This is a genomic window from Paenibacillus mesophilus (genome assembly GCF_005938385.1).
GTDB lineage: Bacteria > Bacillota > Bacilli > Paenibacillales > NBRC-103111 > Paenibacillus_AB > Paenibacillus_AB mesophilus.
Genome location: NZ_VCRA01000032.1, coordinates 63,041 through 77,848 on the forward strand (window position 1 = coordinate 63,041; position 14,808 = coordinate 77,848).

Here is a 14,808-nt window from a genome sequence, read left to right on the forward strand (position 1 = left end):
CCGGTCGTAAAAAAGAAAAAGAGCCGTCCATAGGCTCGACGGCTCCTCAATCTGCATACGATCAAACTTGCTTCGCTACCGTACCGGAAAGCTCCGCTTCCTTTCCGCTCTTCGCCGGATCTCCGGCTTGTTCCGGCATCCGGTTGGACGTGCGCAGCGGGATCTCCTTCAAGAAGAGGACGAGCACCAATGCCACTACGAGCAAAGCCGCGCCGGACAAAAATACGGTGGTGAGCGAGGTGCTGAGAGCATCACGCAGCATATCGATCATCTTCTCGAAGATCGGCTGCACTTGCTCGGGCAGCGTCTGCCGGAGCTGTTCCAATCTCGGCTGATCCAGCAGCATTTCCGGGTTATGGAAAGCCGCGAGCTGTTCGGCCACCTTCGGGTCCAGCTTCGTAAGATCGACTCCGGCTCCGGATTCGGCCGCCGATTTCAGACTATTTTTCAGACTCGTCGCCATAATCGTTCCCATCACGGCGATCCCGATCGTTCCGCCCATATTGCGGAACAGCTGCGAGGACGCGGTCGCCACGCCGAGCTGATCCGGTCTGACGGCATTTTGCACCGTAAGCGAGAAGACGGGCATACCGAGACCGAGACCGAAGCCGAATACGATCATGCTGAGCACGGCCAGCCAAATGCTGTTCATGAAAGCCATCATGATCATGCCCGCGATCATGACCGGCATGCCGATCAGCGCATAGCGCTTATATTTTCCCGTCTTCGTTATCCATCTTCCCGTGAAGGAGCTGATAATGACCATGCTGATCGACATCGGCATCGTGACATAGCCGGAGTAGGTCGGCGAGACCCCCTCAACCCCCTGCACGAAAAACGGCAAATAAATCAACGCGCCCATCATCCCCGCGTTCATCAAAAACCCGGTCAAATTCGAGAGCGTGACGATGCTGTTCCGGAATAAAGACAACGGAAGCACCGGACTTTTCACCTTCATCTCCACGAGCACAAAGATGAGCAGGGCGACAAGAGCCGCGGCAAACAAGCCGATAATTTGCGATGATCCCCAAGCATACTTCGTGCCCGCCCACGAGAAGCCGATAAGCAGCGGAACAATCGTCAAGGTGAGGAACAACGAACCCATATAGTCGATCGATTCCGACTTCTTCTTATCCACTTTCGGAAACAGCGCCATAATCAGGAAAAACGCGACGACGCCTACCGGAAGGAAAATCCAGAATACCCATTCCCAATCCATATGATCTACAATCCAGCCGCCGAGCGTAGGACCGATTACGCTGGAGAAGCCGAATACGGCCATCATGACGCCGGTCCATTTGCCCCGTTCGCGGGGCGAGAACAAATCACCCACGGCGGTAAAAGCGGAAGCCATAATGATGCCGGCGCCGATACCTTGAACGCCCCGGTACGTAATCAATTGAAAGATATCATTCGATAATCCGGTCAAAAAGGCGCCGACGATGAAAAATACGATACCCGCGAGCATGAACGGCTTGCGTCCGTAAATGTCCGACAGCTTTCCTACGAGAACGGTCGATATCGTCGAGGTCAGCATGTAGATCGTAATAACCCAAGTGTAATAATCCATCCCCCCCAGAATGGCGATAATCCGGGGCATGGCCGTGCTTACGATCGTTTGGTTGATCGCGGCGAAGAACATCGCGGCGATAATCGCAACCATAATCGTCATTTTTCGCTTATGTGATAAATGCTCCAAGTTCTCTGCTCCTTCTCTATTCTTCTTGTTCCAGCTGCTCGATACGCATTAGTAAAAGTTCGAAAATACGTCTAAGATGCTCGATGTCTTCCTTCGGCAATCCTTCGAAAAACAACGAAATCGTCTCTTTCTGTTTCTCGAGCATTCCATCGAGCATTTCCTTGCCTTGGTCCGTAATGCGGAGATATACGACTCTCCGGTCGTCCTCGCTCCTTTGTCTCTCGACTAACTGCTTCATGATTAATTTATCGGCCAAGCCGGTAATCGCTCCGGACGTCACGCACAAAATATCGGCCATATCCGCCGCCTTTTGCGGTCCGCGCGAGTACAACACGTATAGCGTACGAAATTGCGTCATCGAGAAGCTGTCGCCCATCCGCCGTTTCCACTCGTGAGTCATTTTCCGCACCAGGTTTCTGAACATGCCGCTAAGCTCCAGAAGCTGGCTGTTTATTTCGGGCATTAGGCACCCCCCTTGCTTTAGCTCTAAATAGTTTAGCAATAAATCTTTTAGCACTAAACTAAATGTTAGCTTACAACATCCGGATTGTCCCAGTCAACGACGCCCAATCTGGTAAAAAAACGAAAAACAGGCCCATTCCGCCGAATGTGCCCAGAAATGTTGCTATTAGATTAACCATACTCGCTATTTCGTATGTATCGATTGCATGACCAAAGAAAAGCGTTACCCTTCCGCTTCCATTATCAACTCCAGCTTATACTCGATCGACCCGCCGGGCTGAAGGGCAGGCAAGCTTCCATTGTCTCGCATGACGGCCTCTCTACCCCCTACTATGCAGTTGGACGGCTCCAAGCCGAGAACGTGCTCGCCGGCACCCGGCATGCGCCACTGTACGAGAAGCGGCAACGTATCCGCCGACCATCTCAGTTTAACCGTCAACGGTCTCGATACTCCGCCCATCGGAAAGCATGGATTGTGAATCCGCGCCTCCGCTACTCCCGGTTCTGCGAGCTTCTCCATAAGCAATCTATGGTAAAACACTTGCTCTACGATGTTCGCATCCGGAGCTTGCCATCTACCGCAGCTGTCGGTCGGAGTACCCGGGTCGCGTGCGTCCAACAACGCTTGGGGCAACGTTACCGTCGTTTGTTCACCGAGCAGCGGAAAACCGAAATTGAAATGGTAAAGCATCAGGTGCGGCGCCGGTCGAAACCCGAAATTTTCGACCCGGTCGCGGATCGTGATGCGATTTTGTCCCATTACGGAAATAATCTCGCGGACAAGCCTCAGCTTGGAGCCGGCGATCGACGTTTCTTCCACGATGCCGGATACGCGAAGCTCAAGCTCATCGCCTTTCCATTGTTCAACGGCCGTCACCTGTCTTGCAGGCGTATGGTGCGCGCGGCCATGCAGGCCGTAGCTCCCCGTCTCGTCATCGCTCGGGGAGCCCGCGTGCGACAAACCGCATGTCATAAGCAGACCGCCCGATGCGGTACGCAGCCAGCCGACTCCTTCCGGCTCATAGTGCATAGGATGAACGTTGCCGCTCGGAGATTGCCACGAGACGGACGCTCCGAACAGCTCCGCGAGCGAAATGTCGAGCCCTTTCTCAGGCGTTACCTCGAATTCAAGACCGGCCCCCGTTCGAATCTGGATGACATCGACTCCCGCTTCCTTGCCCTCGACAAGTCTCCATCTGCGAATTCCGCCCAGTTGTCCGATATTCCCCGCTCTCGCTTCCAACTCTCGGCGAGTCCATTGTTTTCCGTATAGCAGCACAGCGACGCCTCCACTTCTTTATCCATAGTTGCTCGCATGCAAAAGAAGCCGCCCGACGGGCAGCCTGCAATTGCGGGATACACGGCACGGATTGCATTCGGTCACACTTTGCGGGGAAACGTAGTCGATTGACGAACGATCAGCTCCGGCATCAAGACGATTCGTTGCTTCGTTTGTTTTTGACCGCGAACTTCCTGAATGATCAAATCCATCACTTGCCGCCCCATTTGGGCGATAGGCTGGGCAACCGTCGTAAGCGGCGGATCGACGATTCCGGCCAACAACGTGTTGTCGAACCCGATAACCGACAAATCCCATGGTATCGTCAATCGCAGCTCCTTGGCCGCCTGAACGGCGCCGATTGCAAGTAAATCGTTGCTAGCGAATATGGCGGTCGGGGAATTGTCCGAACGCAGCATGTCGAGCGCATGCCGCTTGCCCTCCTCCACCGACGATACGCTCTCTACGCAAAATTGCGTATCTACGTCGATTCCCGCTTCCTCGAGCGCGTACCGGTACCCTCTGACACGCTCCTTGCTGCTGTTCAAATTCAAATCCTCGGTAATGACCGCGATATGTCTATGCCCCAAGCCGATCAAATGAGCAGCAGCCTGATAGCCGCCGAGAAAATCGTCTACCTTGACGCTATCCGCCGAAAGCGAAGGGATATCGCGCGTTACGAGAGCTACCGGTATTTTTTGCTTGACCAAATTTTTCAGTCCCACTTCATTGCTGACCCCGGTAGAGATGATGATGCCGTCTACTTGTTTCTGCTTCAGAAAGGTAATGTAGTCCCCTTCCCTCCGCGGATTGTTGTCGGTGCTGCACATGACGAGGTTGAAGCCTAGCTCCCGGCCCCGATCTTCCACGCTCCGCGCGATTTCCGCATAAAGCGGGTTCGCCAAATCCGGGATGAGCAGGCCGATCGTGAACGTGCTTTTGCCCGTCAGCGCGGAAGCGACTACGCTCGGCTGATAATCGAGCTCCTGCATAATTTCGTTTACGCGTTCGCGCGTCTCGGTGCTGATGCGCCCTGTGCCGTTGATGACTTTGGAGACGGTCGCGATCGATACGCCCGCCGCTTTTGCGATGTCATAAATGGTTGTTTTCATCACTCGTACGCTCCCAGCCGACTCCTTGTCATGTCGTTTTTTGAATCTATTATATCATTTGTTGCCGAAATGCAGGACATATTTTCATATATTCGATACAATGAGTTAACTAACCCCACAAAGTGAAGCCTTGCTTTGAAGCTTATTCCAAGTACTTTGCGGGGACCCCGAAAAAATAATCTCTAAAAAGGAGGTGGAAGATGGAACATTGTCCGTTTTGCTGGGATGCTGTCCGGTACGAGGCGACGGCGCATAACGAGCATTGCGCTCTGATCCGCAACCCGGATAAAGTGCTGAACGGCTCGTACATGATCGTGACGAAGGCGCATAGGGCTACCGTATTCGATATGACCGAAGAAGAATGGGCCGATACGTACCGGCTGCTGCGGCAGGCCAAACAAATGATCGACCGGGACTCGGCTCCAGACGGTTACAACGTCGGCTGGAACTGCAGCCCGGTCGGAGGACAGACGGTTCCGCACGTCCATCTTCATGTCATTCCGAGATTCCGCGACGAGCCTATGGCGGGCCGAGGCATCCGCCATCATCTGAAGCAGGAGTCCAACCGGCGCGGGAGCGATACCGTGCAGCAATGGTAACGAACACGAATAATCCCCGTCCGGTTCGGAATCTTCCGATCGAACGGGGATTGATCTTTTCGCACATCCAAGAAAGCCTTAATCAAATTGGTATTTCCAGAAGCGCTCCAGCCCCCATCTGCTGCGGAGTTTCTCGTCCTCGAGCGACAATATGCCCGACATATGATGAAACTGGGATTGATGCGCCTTGAGGGAGCTCAGCTTCAGATCGAGCAGCTCCGTCACATCGTTAAAGACCGTTGGCGCGCCAAGCGCTTCCTCGTGCCCTTTGGCGAAAGCGACGCAATGAACGTCCGGTCTTGCCGCCTCCGGCAATTTCTGTACCGCGGCGATCACGGCCGCCCCAGTGGCATCATGGTCCGGATGTACGCTGTATCCGGGGTAAAAGGTAAGTATCAGAGATGGGTTCAATTCCGCAATGATTGCATCGATACGGCCAATCAAAGCATCCCGGTTTTCAAACTCGACGGTTTTATCGTGCAAGCCCCACATCCGCAAATCTTGTATGCCGATCGCTCGGCACGACTCCTCCAGCTCGCGCTTGCGGATCGCGGGAAGAGTGACCCGGTTCGCAAATGGCGGAACCCCCATATTCCGCCCCATTTCACCCAAAGTCAAACATACGTAAGTTACGGGAGTCCCTTGCCGAATGTGCTTCGCAATCGTTCCCGAAATGCCGGTTTCGTCATCGGGATGCGGGAGCACCACCAATATGTGCCGCTGACGTTCCATCGCTTTCCCCTACTTTCCCGTAATGGTCAGAACGTTTTCTTGCCCAGCTGCAGTCCGACGACGAGCTTTCCTTCGCTGTCGTATCCCGCCGTCAGCAGCGTATCGTTCCCGTCGCTTTCCCAATGTGTCAAGCCTTCCGAATATACCCAGCCCGTATCCGTCTTCAAGCCGATGCGGTACGCCGGGCCGCTCCCGGCAATCGATCCTTCGGTAAACCGGACGAGACCGTTTTTCAAAAAAGTGGATGCGGTAAACTTCGTGCTGTCAAAATGAGAGGCGTAGGCGCCTGTCGTCATTTCGAGATGAAGATATAAGCTTTCGTTTTTCAGCTTATCCAGTATGCGCTGTACGGCTTGCGGGTCAATCGGCTTCATGCCGTCTCCTCCCCTGAAGTAAAACTGTGATGGAGCCTATCGATTAACTGGTTATTGAAGTGAACGCGCGCCGTTCCAAGTGAAAAGATACCTTCTTTGCTCAGACAGCTTGTTTTAAACTCCTTGAATATCAAAGATTTAGCGGTTGGAGGTTTAAAGCCAAAACTTGCCAGAAGGTATCCTTTTCACTTTCCACTCCATATCCCTCAGTTAATCGATAGTCTCATGAAGAATCATTACCTGGAACGCACCTCGAAGATGGCGAACTTCAAGTAATCTCCTTCATCCACGCCGAGAATATGCGGATGATCCTTGCCCGCGCCCCGGAACTCGATCAGACGCAATACTTTGCGGGCATCCGCGGCAGCCGCCAGAATCGTCTCGAGAAAAGCTTCGGACCTGACGTGGTAGGAGCAGCTCGCCGTAACGAGAAAACCGCCTTCGTTAACGAGCTTCATCGCGTGCAGATTAATATCTTTGTATCCTCTCAGAGCGCCGTCGACAGCGCTCTTCGTCTTGGCGAACGCAGGCGGATCGAGGATGACGACGTCCCAAGTGCGGCCCTCCGCCCCTACCGGCTTGGAGGTGTCCACTTTGCCTCCGGATTGCCCTGCTTGGGCCCTCATTTTTCGTTCATCGAGGCCCTTCACGTGCGCGCGCAAATAATCGAAGGCATCGGCTACTACAAATTCGACCCGGTCGCCGAAGCCGTTCAGCTCCACGTTCCGTCTCGCGCTATCGATTGCATGCTCGGATATATCGAGACAAGTCACTTTCTTCGCTCCGAGCCGGCATGCATTCAGCGTGAAGCTTCCGGTGTGCGAGAAGCATTCTAGTACGGAAGCTCCGTCCCAGTAAGGAAACGTTACTTCCTTGCCGTTCGCGTTGACGGGAACCGGCCTTCCGGAGCTTTCGTCCACCACGAGACGAATCCCGCTGCGCGCCCCCCACCCGTTCATCAGCTTGCCGATGGCCTCGCGGTTTTCACGTTGGTCGAAGAAATACCCTGTCTTCTGCCCCTGCTCGATATCCACCTCGATCCTCAGACCGTTCTCGATAATTTCCACGAAGCGCGGACATTCGCCGTACAGCGTTCCTTTCGTCTGCTCCAGCCCTTCGAGCTCGCGTACCGGCACGTCGCTTCGTTCGTAAATGCCTCGCGGCTGCAGCAGCTCCGCGAGCGTATCCACGATGATGCTCTTTCGCCGCTCCATGCCGAGAGAGAGCACTTGAACGACAAGTACGTCGGCAAAACGGTCTACGACAAGGCCGGGCAGAAAGTCGGCTTCCCCGTAGATCAGACGGTAACCCGTCGCCTCGCCGACGAAGCGGCTCCGAAGCTGGATCGCTTGACGGAACTTGTCGGCGAAAAAGTCCCGGTCCATATGTTCCAAAGGCGAATACGATACGATCCGGACGGCGATTTGCGATTTCGGATTCATATACCCGCACGCCAAAAACTGCCCCGTATGGCTTAACACCGAGACCAGATCCCCCGGCTCGCATTCTCCATCTACGCTTGCGATTTCGTTTGCATAAATCCACGGATGTCCTTGCTCCAACCGCTTCTTCCGTTTGCGGTCCAATATGACGGATGCCATAGTCGTGCTTCCTCCATCGTCCAATTTCGTGCCGAGCTGACTGTTTCCCGTCGGCGGCTTGTCATGCTCGTCTAGCCCTACACATAAGATGTTACATAAGAATCATGATTACGAAAAGGAGACCCCATGGTTACCCACATCGTATTGCCATTGCTGGTCGGGCTCGGCGTCTTTCTGACCGGCATGAAAGTGATGGAGCTGGCGCTGCACCAGTGGGCCGGCTCTTATTTGACCGGCCTGGTCGAACGGTTCACGCGCACGCCGCTTCGCGGGATGCTGATCGGCACCGGCGTTACCGCCGCCCTGCAGAGCAGCAGTGCAATTACGGTCATCACGATCGGCCTTGTCAACGCCGGCATTATGACTTTTCCGAAGACGCTCGGCATCATCCTCGGCTCGAACGTCGGGACGTGCATCACGACCGAGCTGATCGGCCTGAATTTGACCAAGCTGGCTTTTCCGCTGCTGCTCGTTTCCGGTTCTGTCTGGCTAGGCACCTTGCTTCCCTGGTCCGTCGCCGTGCGCAGCTACCGGCTCCATCGCGCGCTTCACCATCTGCGGTCGCTGTCGCTTGCCGTAAGCGGCTTCGCCTGCGTCATGCTCGGCGTCGAGGTGATGCAGACGATCGTTCCGGCGCTGCAATCCCGCGGACTGTTCGGCTGGTTCGTCGAGCAGGCGCAGCGCAGCATACTATGGGGCGTTATTGCCGGAGCCGTACTAACCGCCATCATCCACAGCAGCGCCGCGACGATCGCCATGACGATGGGTTTGGCCGCCGTCGACGCCATCCCTGTCGAGCTCGGCATCGCCATCGTGCTGGGCGCAAATGTCGGTACGTGCGCGACCGCTCTGCTTGCCGCGATCGGCGGCAGCAGGAACGGCCAATTCGTCGCCTGGTCGCACATCGCGCTCAACGTCGGAGGGGCGCTACTGTTTCTGCCGCTGCTGCCCCTGCTTCACGAGTCGTCGGCGCTTCTTGCGGCCAATCCTTCCGGACAGATCGCGCATGCCCAAACGATATTCAATATCGTCTGCTCGCTTATAGCGTTGCCTGTCTGCTATTTGCCGGCATTAAGAAGGATGGGAACGAAGCTGTAGGCATTCGTCGAAGGAGAAGGGGAACCGTCCGATCGCTCAGTAGCCGGCCGATCCGCCGACACCGCTCACGATTGCCACTCCCGAGCTCGTTCCTAGCCGCGTCGCACCCGCTTCGATCATCGCGAGAGCGGCCGCGAGATCGCGGACTCCGCCGGACGCTTTCACCTGAACGTTCGGCGAGACCGCCGCCCGCATCAGCTTGACGTCTTCTACGGTCGCGCCTCCGGGTCCGAAGCCGGTCGACGTTTTGACGAAATGCGCCCCCGCCTCTTCGGCCAGCCTGCAAGCCGTCCTTTTCTGTTCCTCATTCAAGCAGCCGGTTTCGAGAATGACTTTCACGATCGCTTTTCCCTTGACCGCTTCCACGACGGCCCGTATATCTTCCCGCACCCGCGATTCGTCGCCCGCGAGCAGCGCGCCGACCTGCAATACCATATCAATATCGCTCGCGCCGCACTCCGCCGCTTTCGCCGCCTCGAACGCTTTCACCTCGCTTAGACATGCCCCCAGCGGGAACCCGACAACCGCACTGACGCGGACGCCGCTTCCCTCCAAGGCGCGAATGCACAAAGGAACCCATCCGCTGTTAACGCACACGCTGTAGAAGCCGTACCGGCGCGCTTCGTCGCACAGCTTGAGTATCGCCTCGGGTGTCGCATCCGCCTTTAACAGCGTATGGTCGATGTAAGACGGCAATGTATTCATGGCGAATCCGGACGATGCGCTCATGCCTCCACCTCGATCCGCAGCGCTTCAAGCGCTTTTTTCAATACGGAATCGTTGTTTGCGTAGCCGGACTCCTTCTGCTGCTTCCACGCTTCATGAGGGTCGAACCATTCTACGCCGCGTATTTCCTCGATCTGGGCTTGCAGATCGCCGCCGGTCGCCTCGACCAAATAATAGTGCACCTCTTTGTCGACGGTTCCATGCTCGGGATGCGTATACTGATATTCGATCTTCTCCAGCGCAACGACGATACTGCCAACGATGCCCGTTTCTTCGCGGATTTCTCTGAGAGCCGTCTGCTCGACCGTTTCGCCTTGCTCCATTTTGCCTTTCGGCAAAGTCATTTTGCCGTAACGGTCCTGGATCAGCTGCACTTCCTTCTTGCTCTCCCGCACGCGGTAAACGACTCCGCCGGCCGATATTTCCTTCATTCGGACCACCTCTTCCCCAATACTTATACAAGAAGGATTCCGCATTCCGATATTGCCGGATTACGAAATCCTTGGGTTGCACCTGCGTCATCATTCAGCTGTTGACAGCCGCCTTGCGCCGGACCGGCTCCATTACGCGGACAAACTCTCCCTTGCTTTCGTTCACGCCCGCTTCGGTCAGCTTCACACGGCAAATTTGACCGAGCATGTCCTCCGTACCCGGAAAAACGAGGTTGACGTAATTATCGGAATAGCCCATCAGCAGCCCGCTGTCCGGCGCCCCTTTGTAGGTACGCTCTGGAATGACCTCGAGCACTTCGCCGACGAATTTTTGCGCATACGCAAGCTGCATCCGTTCGGACAAGTCGATCAGCTCGTGCACGCGTTCGTTCTTGATTTCCTCGTCCACCTGATCCTCCATGCGGGCGGCCGGTGTGCCGGTACGTTTGGAATACGGGAAAACGTGCATTTCCGCAAACTGCATCTGCTCCATGAACCGATAACCGTTCCGGAACATCTCTTCCGTCTCGCCCGGGAAGCCGACAATGACATCGGTCGTGATCGCCACACCCGGCAGCGCGCGGTGCAGCTTCTCGATTTTGCCGCCGAATTCGGCGGTCGTATATTTGCGGCGCATGCGCGCAAGCACCGCATCGTCGCCCGCTTGCAGCGGAACGTGCAGATGGCGGCACATTTTATCCGAATGGTTAAGCACATCGATTACTTTGTCGGTAATTTGGCTAGCCTCGATCGAGCTGATGCGGATTCGCTGCAAGCCGTCCACTTTGTCCAGATCGCGGAGCAGATCGGCCAAGTCGTAATTTTGGAAATCTTCTCCGTACCCGCCGGTATGGATGCCGGTCAGGACGATTTCCTTGTAGCCCGCCTCGACCAGCATGTGCGCCTGCTTCAGCACGCTGTCCGCCTGACGGCTGCGCATGAGCCCGCGTGACCACGGAATGATGCAGAACGTACAGAAGTTGTTGCAGCCTTCCTGGATTTTCAGGAAAGCCCGCGTACGGTCGGCGAAATCGGGCACATCCAGCTCTTCGAACTCGCGCGTTTTCATAATGTTCCGAACCGCATTGATCGGCTGGCGCTGTTCCTGGAACTGCTTCACGAGCGGAATAATTTGGTCGCGGCTTTGCGTGCCGATGACCAGGTCGACTCCCGGGATCGCCATAATCTCGGCCGGGGATGTCTGGGCGTAGCAGCCCGTGACGGCCACGATCGCATCCGGATTGCGGCGTACGGCACGCCGGATGATTTGTCTGCTCTTCTTATCGCCCGTGTTCGTAACGGTACATGTATTGATGACGTAAACGTCGGCCGTCTGTTCGAAATCGACCTGCTCGTACCCTTCGTTTTTGAACAGCTGCCAGATCGCTTCCGTATCGTAAAAGTTTACTTTGCAGCCAAGCGTGTAAAACGCGACTGTAGACATAAGGGTCAACCTCCCATCTCTCCCGCTTCATATAAAAGACACGTCAGTCCGACCAAGCCGGCCGTTTCCGTGCGCAATATTCGCGCCCCGAGCAGCACCGGCACGCATCCGGCCGCTTCCGCCTCCTGCGCCTCTCTCTCGGAAAATCCGCCTTCCGGACCGACGATCAGCAGGACGTTCATTCCATTCGCTCCGCCCCGCGCCTCGATCGCGCTCCGAAGCTTCCGCTTCAGCATCGTGCCGGCTTCCTTCTCGTAACAAAAGAACGCCGCATCGGCCTCCCGGACCGACTGCAGCAGTTGCTTCCACGTCTGCGGAGGCTCGACCTCCGGGACCCGGTTACGGTGCGCCTGCTCTGCCGCTTCCTTGGCGATTTTATGCCAGCGCTCCAGCCGTTTCGTCTCTTTCTTGGCGTCGTACTGGACGACCGTCCGCTCCGACAGGAACGGAATGAATCGGACCGCGCCGATTTCCGTTCCTTTCTGGATGATCGTCTCCATTTTGTCGCCTTTCGGCAAGCTTTGGGCGATCGTTACGCGCATGCCCGGCTCCGCCGTCATGGGAAGCTCCTCGGCCACGGCGGCCACGATGCGGCCTTTGCCGAGCTCGGCGATCGTCGCCCGCACTTCTCTGCTTGCGCCGTCGCTTACTATGATCGAATCGCCGATGCGCGCGCGCATGACGTTCGCGATATGATGAGCGTCGTCCCCGGTCACGACCGCTTCCGATGCGGTCAGCTGCCCGGGCGGTATAAAGTATCGCTGCATGGTACCCCTCTTACTGCCTTGATTAAAACCAACTTCCATCATACAACGTTTCCCGGCGAATTTCTACTGATAGCGTATGTTAGATGAAAATGGATATAAACCGGCTCATGCCGCTCAATATATCGTTTCCGATCGCAAACAACGGCTGGATCGTCACCCTCGAAAGCGGCGGAACGAAGATGAGGAGCAGGAATACAAAAATTCCCCATTGTTCATTTTGCGCCATTCTCATCCGGATATGCGCCGGGGCCAAATCCTCGATAATCCGGTATCCGTCGAGCGGCGGCAGCGGAATCAAATTAAAGATGAACAAGACCAGATTGAGCTCCACAAGCCTCGTAAGAAATACTTCTACGGCATCGCCGACGCCTTTGGACGCTCCGTCGAGCAGTCCGGCGGCCATAATAATATGAACGATCAGCACGCCGATAAACGCGAGCAGCAGGTTGCTGAGCGGACCGACCGCCGATACGACGATCCCCATGAGTCTCGGGTATTTGAACCTGCCCCGGTTGACGGGAACCGGCTTCGCCCATCCGAAGCCGGCGATGAAGATGAGAATCGTGCCGAGCACGTCCAGATGCGCCCGCGGGTTCAAAGTCACCCGGCCCATCTGCTTGGCCGTCGGATCGCCGAACTTGTAGGCGGCATATGCGTGCGCGAATTCGTGCACCGTAAAGGCGAGTACGAGAACGATAAATATAAACGGCAATTCTTCAAGCGGGTATCTCAGAAAGCTGTTCAATCCGTCCATCGGGAATCCCTCCTACGGCTTCTTCGCAACGAATGCGATCCAATCCTGGTCCCGCTCTTTGCGCTCAATGACGAATCCGGCCTCAATCAGCCCTTTCTCGACGTCGTCCGCTTTGTTCTTGTAAATGCCCGATGTAATATACGTACCTCCCGATTCCAGCACCTCGTAGACGTCCCGGATAAACAAGAGTATAATCTCGGCCAAAATGTTCGCCACAACGAGCTTGACCGGCAGCTTCACGCCAAGCTGCCCGGCATCGGCTTGAGCGGCCTCGCCGCCGTCGCTCCCTCCCGGTACGAGCCCCGCGCTGCGCAATACGCCAAGCAAGTCGCTCTGCATGACGGCGACTGTACCCTCCACGCCGTTCAATTGCACATTCTCGCCTGCGCTTTCCACCGCGACCGGGTCCAGATCGAGCGCCAGCACGCGGCGCGCGCCGAGCTTCGCGGCGGCAATCGCCAGCACCCCCGAGCCGGTTCCCACGTCGATGACGTCCGTTCCCGGTTCGATCGCTTTCTCCAGCGTTTGCAGGCAAAGCGATGTAGTCGGATGCGTACCGGTGCCGAACGCCATGCCCGGATCGAGCTCCAATATGATCTCGTCAGCGGTCTCCGGCTCGTATTGCTCCCAAGTAGGCTTGATCGTCAGACGGTCGGATATGCGCATCGGCTTGTAGTACTGCTTCCAGGAATGCGCCCAATCCTCTTCGTTCACTTCGCGAGATTTAATAGCCGCCTTGCCGACGTCGTACTCGAGCTCGTCGCGTACGAAACGGACATGCTCCTCCAGCTGCGCAATAAGCGCCTCGACGTCCTCCGGGTCGGCGAAATAAGCTTGCACGACCGCTTCGCCTTCCGGAATATCGTTAAGCGGCGTATCGTACAATTGGCCGAACGACGTATCGCGTTCTTTATTGAGCGTTCCCGACTCCTCGATCGTAACCCCGCCCGCACCCATCTCGTGAAAGGCGTTCGCGATCAGCTCGGCGACTTCCTCGCGTGTATGTATCGTAATTTCATGCCAACGCATCGTATTCCCCCTATGCATGTAAACCGTTCTGTTGTTTCGTTCCCGGCGATCTGTTTCATTGTACAACATTCCTGCGCCGGGAGTAAAACGGGCGGACATGATCGACATGAGCCGATCCCGGCTGGTACAATGGACAGTACCGAATCCGTATTGATTGGAAGGAGAGAAATGGATGATCCGCAACCGCCGGTTAATAACCGATCAAGATATGCAGGAGGCGCTGGATAATGAAGTGGCGATCCGGGTGTTCAAGAACGACCATATGATCGATTCGGGGGGCGTTATCGTCCGCTTCGACGACGCGACGGTCGTGACCCAATCCGGGGTCAGCGAGCTCGCCTATCATTCGAGGGAGCTGTGCGAATTTTTCGAGATGAAGAAGCTGTAATAAGAAAGTAACAATGAACCAAATTTGCTTATTTGTGAACCTCTTTGCGCTATTTGGCTCCACTTCTCGTCAATTGATGGAACAATGAACCTGGAGTAACTATTACTGAACTTAAGTTCGGTAATAGTAAAATTTGGATCGTTATTCGCTAAAATAGCCCATATGGTGACCAAATAGAGTAATAGAGTGTTACTACTTAGGTTCCATAATCATCCAAAACGAAATTCACCACAAAGAACGGAGGTTAGGGAGGTGAGGACCGGGAGGCCTTGCTTACGGAGGGTAGAGATAAAACTGCGGGCACGAGCAAACT

16 protein-coding genes are annotated in these 14,808 nt (G+C 55.6%); 3 read left to right on the top strand and 13 right to left on the bottom strand.

Annotated features, from left to right (window positions below):
- Positions 1-61: 61 nt before the first annotated feature.
- The 4 genes from FE783_RS32035 to FE783_RS32050 all read right to left on the bottom strand — a co-directional run bounded on the left by FE783_RS32035 (position 62) and on the right by FE783_RS32050 (position 4,552).
- Positions 62-1,699: an MDR family MFS transporter gene (locus FE783_RS32035; protein WP_138883475.1), complete on the bottom strand. Its 1,638-nt coding sequence runs from the start codon at positions 1,697-1,699 to the stop codon at positions 62-64.
- Between the two features lie 16 nt (positions 1,700-1,715).
- Entirely contained in the window at positions 1,716-2,162 is a 447-nt protein-coding gene (locus tag FE783_RS32040) for a MarR family winged helix-turn-helix transcriptional regulator (protein ID WP_138883476.1), read from the bottom strand.
- Positions 2,163-2,384: 222 nt separating this feature from the next.
- A complete protein-coding gene (locus tag FE783_RS32045) occupies positions 2,385-3,440 on the bottom strand; it encodes an aldose 1-epimerase family protein (RefSeq protein ID WP_138883477.1) in 1,056 nt (351 codons plus the stop codon).
- 101 nt (positions 3,441-3,541) lie between these two features.
- Positions 3,542-4,552, bottom strand: coding sequence for a LacI family DNA-binding transcriptional regulator (locus FE783_RS32050; protein WP_138883478.1), 1,011 nt, complete (start codon positions 4,550-4,552; stop codon positions 3,542-3,544).
- A 200-nt stretch (positions 4,553-4,752) separates the two neighbouring features.
- On the opposite strand from FE783_RS32050, the gene FE783_RS32055 reads away from it, so the two are divergent.
- Entirely contained in the window at positions 4,753-5,151 is a 399-nt protein-coding gene (locus FE783_RS32055; RefSeq protein ID WP_138883479.1) for an HIT family protein, read from the top strand.
- A 78-nt stretch (positions 5,152-5,229) separates the two neighbouring features.
- On the opposite strand, the gene bshB2 is transcribed toward FE783_RS32055, so the two are convergent.
- From bshB2 to FE783_RS32070, 3 genes are all read right to left on the bottom strand, one after another.
- Positions 5,230-5,883, bottom strand: a complete 654-nt coding sequence (gene bshB2, locus FE783_RS32060; RefSeq protein ID WP_138883480.1) for a bacillithiol biosynthesis deacetylase BshB2 — start codon at positions 5,881-5,883, stop codon at positions 5,230-5,232.
- Positions 5,884-5,909: 26 nt separating this feature from the next.
- The gene (locus tag FE783_RS32065; RefSeq protein WP_138883481.1) at positions 5,910-6,257 is read right to left on the bottom strand and encodes a YojF family protein; all 348 of its coding nucleotides are present in this window, start codon (positions 6,255-6,257) and stop codon (positions 5,910-5,912) included.
- Positions 6,258-6,493: 236 nt separating this feature from the next.
- Positions 6,494-7,858 carry a class I SAM-dependent rRNA methyltransferase gene (locus FE783_RS32070; protein ID WP_138883482.1) on the bottom strand — a complete coding sequence of 455 codons (1,365 nt, stop codon included), beginning with the start codon at positions 7,856-7,858 and terminating at the stop codon, positions 6,494-6,496.
- Between the two features lie 126 nt (positions 7,859-7,984).
- On the opposite strand from FE783_RS32070, the gene FE783_RS32075 reads away from it, so the two are divergent.
- Positions 7,985-8,956, top strand: coding sequence for a Na/Pi cotransporter family protein (locus FE783_RS32075; protein WP_138883483.1), 972 nt, complete (start codon positions 7,985-7,987; stop codon positions 8,954-8,956).
- Between the two features lie 36 nt (positions 8,957-8,992).
- Here the strand turns inward: FE783_RS32075 and deoC are convergent, their stop codons facing one another.
- The 6 genes from deoC to prmA form a co-directional block, all read right to left on the bottom strand.
- Complete coding sequence (deoC, locus tag FE783_RS32080) at positions 8,993-9,685, bottom strand: deoxyribose-phosphate aldolase (RefSeq protein ID WP_238403336.1); 693 nt, start codon at positions 9,683-9,685, stop codon at positions 8,993-8,995.
- A complete protein-coding gene (locus tag FE783_RS32085) occupies positions 9,682-10,113 on the bottom strand; it encodes an NUDIX hydrolase (protein WP_138883484.1) in 432 nt (143 codons plus the stop codon). The genes deoC and FE783_RS32085 overlap by 4 nt, the downstream gene beginning before the upstream one ends.
- A gap of 94 nt (positions 10,114-10,207) precedes the next feature.
- Positions 10,208-11,557, bottom strand: a complete 1,350-nt coding sequence (gene mtaB / locus FE783_RS32090) for a tRNA (N(6)-L-threonylcarbamoyladenosine(37)-C(2))-methylthiotransferase MtaB (RefSeq protein ID WP_138883485.1) — start codon at positions 11,555-11,557, stop codon at positions 10,208-10,210.
- A 5-nt stretch (positions 11,558-11,562) separates the two neighbouring features.
- On the bottom strand, positions 11,563-12,324 hold the full coding sequence (locus tag FE783_RS32095; protein WP_138883486.1) for a 16S rRNA (uracil(1498)-N(3))-methyltransferase: 762 nt from the start codon (positions 12,322-12,324) through the stop codon (positions 11,563-11,565).
- 79 nt (positions 12,325-12,403) lie between these two features.
- The gene (locus FE783_RS32100) at positions 12,404-13,078 is read right to left on the bottom strand and encodes a site-2 protease family protein (protein WP_138883487.1); all 675 of its coding nucleotides are present in this window, start codon (positions 13,076-13,078) and stop codon (positions 12,404-12,406) included.
- Positions 13,079-13,090: 12 nt separating this feature from the next.
- The gene (gene prmA, locus FE783_RS32105) at positions 13,091-14,107 is read right to left on the bottom strand and encodes a 50S ribosomal protein L11 methyltransferase (protein ID WP_138883488.1); all 1,017 of its coding nucleotides are present in this window, start codon (positions 14,105-14,107) and stop codon (positions 13,091-13,093) included.
- A 172-nt stretch (positions 14,108-14,279) separates the two neighbouring features.
- On the opposite strand from prmA, the gene FE783_RS32110 reads away from it, so the two are divergent.
- The gene (locus FE783_RS32110; protein WP_138883489.1) at positions 14,280-14,495 is read left to right on the top strand and encodes a hypothetical protein; all 216 of its coding nucleotides are present in this window, start codon (positions 14,280-14,282) and stop codon (positions 14,493-14,495) included.
- Positions 14,496-14,808 lie beyond the last annotated feature (313 nt).

Coding starts and splice junctions, on each gene's coding strand:
- FE783_RS32070 (WP_138883482.1), bottom strand. CDS start 7,858: ATGGCATCCGTCATATTGGACCGCAAACGGAAGAAGCGGTTGGAGCAA.
- FE783_RS32040 (WP_138883476.1), bottom strand. CDS start 2,162: ATGCCCGAAATAAACAGCCAGCTTCTGGAGCTTAGCGGCATGTTCAGA.
- FE783_RS32100 (WP_138883487.1), bottom strand. CDS start 13,078: ATGGACGGATTGAACAGCTTTCTGAGATACCCGCTTGAAGAATTGCCG.
- bshB2 (WP_138883480.1), bottom strand. CDS start 5,883: ATGGAACGTCAGCGGCACATATTGGTGGTGCTCCCGCATCCCGATGAC.
- FE783_RS32050 (WP_138883478.1), bottom strand. CDS start 4,552: ATGAAAACAACCATTTATGACATCGCAAAAGCGGCGGGCGTATCGATC.
- deoC (WP_238403336.1), bottom strand. CDS start 9,685: ATGAGCGCATCGTCCGGATTCGCCATGAATACATTGCCGTCTTACATC.
- FE783_RS32075 (WP_138883483.1), top strand. CDS start 7,985: ATGGTTACCCACATCGTATTGCCATTGCTGGTCGGGCTCGGCGTCTTT.
- FE783_RS32085 (WP_138883484.1), bottom strand. CDS start 10,113: ATGAAGGAAATATCGGCCGGCGGAGTCGTTTACCGCGTGCGGGAGAGC.
- FE783_RS32065 (WP_138883481.1), bottom strand. CDS start 6,257: ATGAAGCCGATTGACCCGCAAGCCGTACAGCGCATACTGGATAAGCTG.
- mtaB (WP_138883485.1), bottom strand. CDS start 11,557: ATGTCTACAGTCGCGTTTTACACGCTTGGCTGCAAAGTAAACTTTTAC.
- FE783_RS32095 (WP_138883486.1), bottom strand. CDS start 12,324: ATGCAGCGATACTTTATACCGCCCGGGCAGCTGACCGCATCGGAAGCG.
- prmA (WP_138883488.1), bottom strand. CDS start 14,107: ATGCGTTGGCATGAAATTACGATACATACACGCGAGGAAGTCGCCGAG.
- FE783_RS32055 (WP_138883479.1), top strand. CDS start 4,753: ATGGAACATTGTCCGTTTTGCTGGGATGCTGTCCGGTACGAGGCGACG.
- FE783_RS32110 (WP_138883489.1), top strand. CDS start 14,280: ATGATCCGCAACCGCCGGTTAATAACCGATCAAGATATGCAGGAGGCG.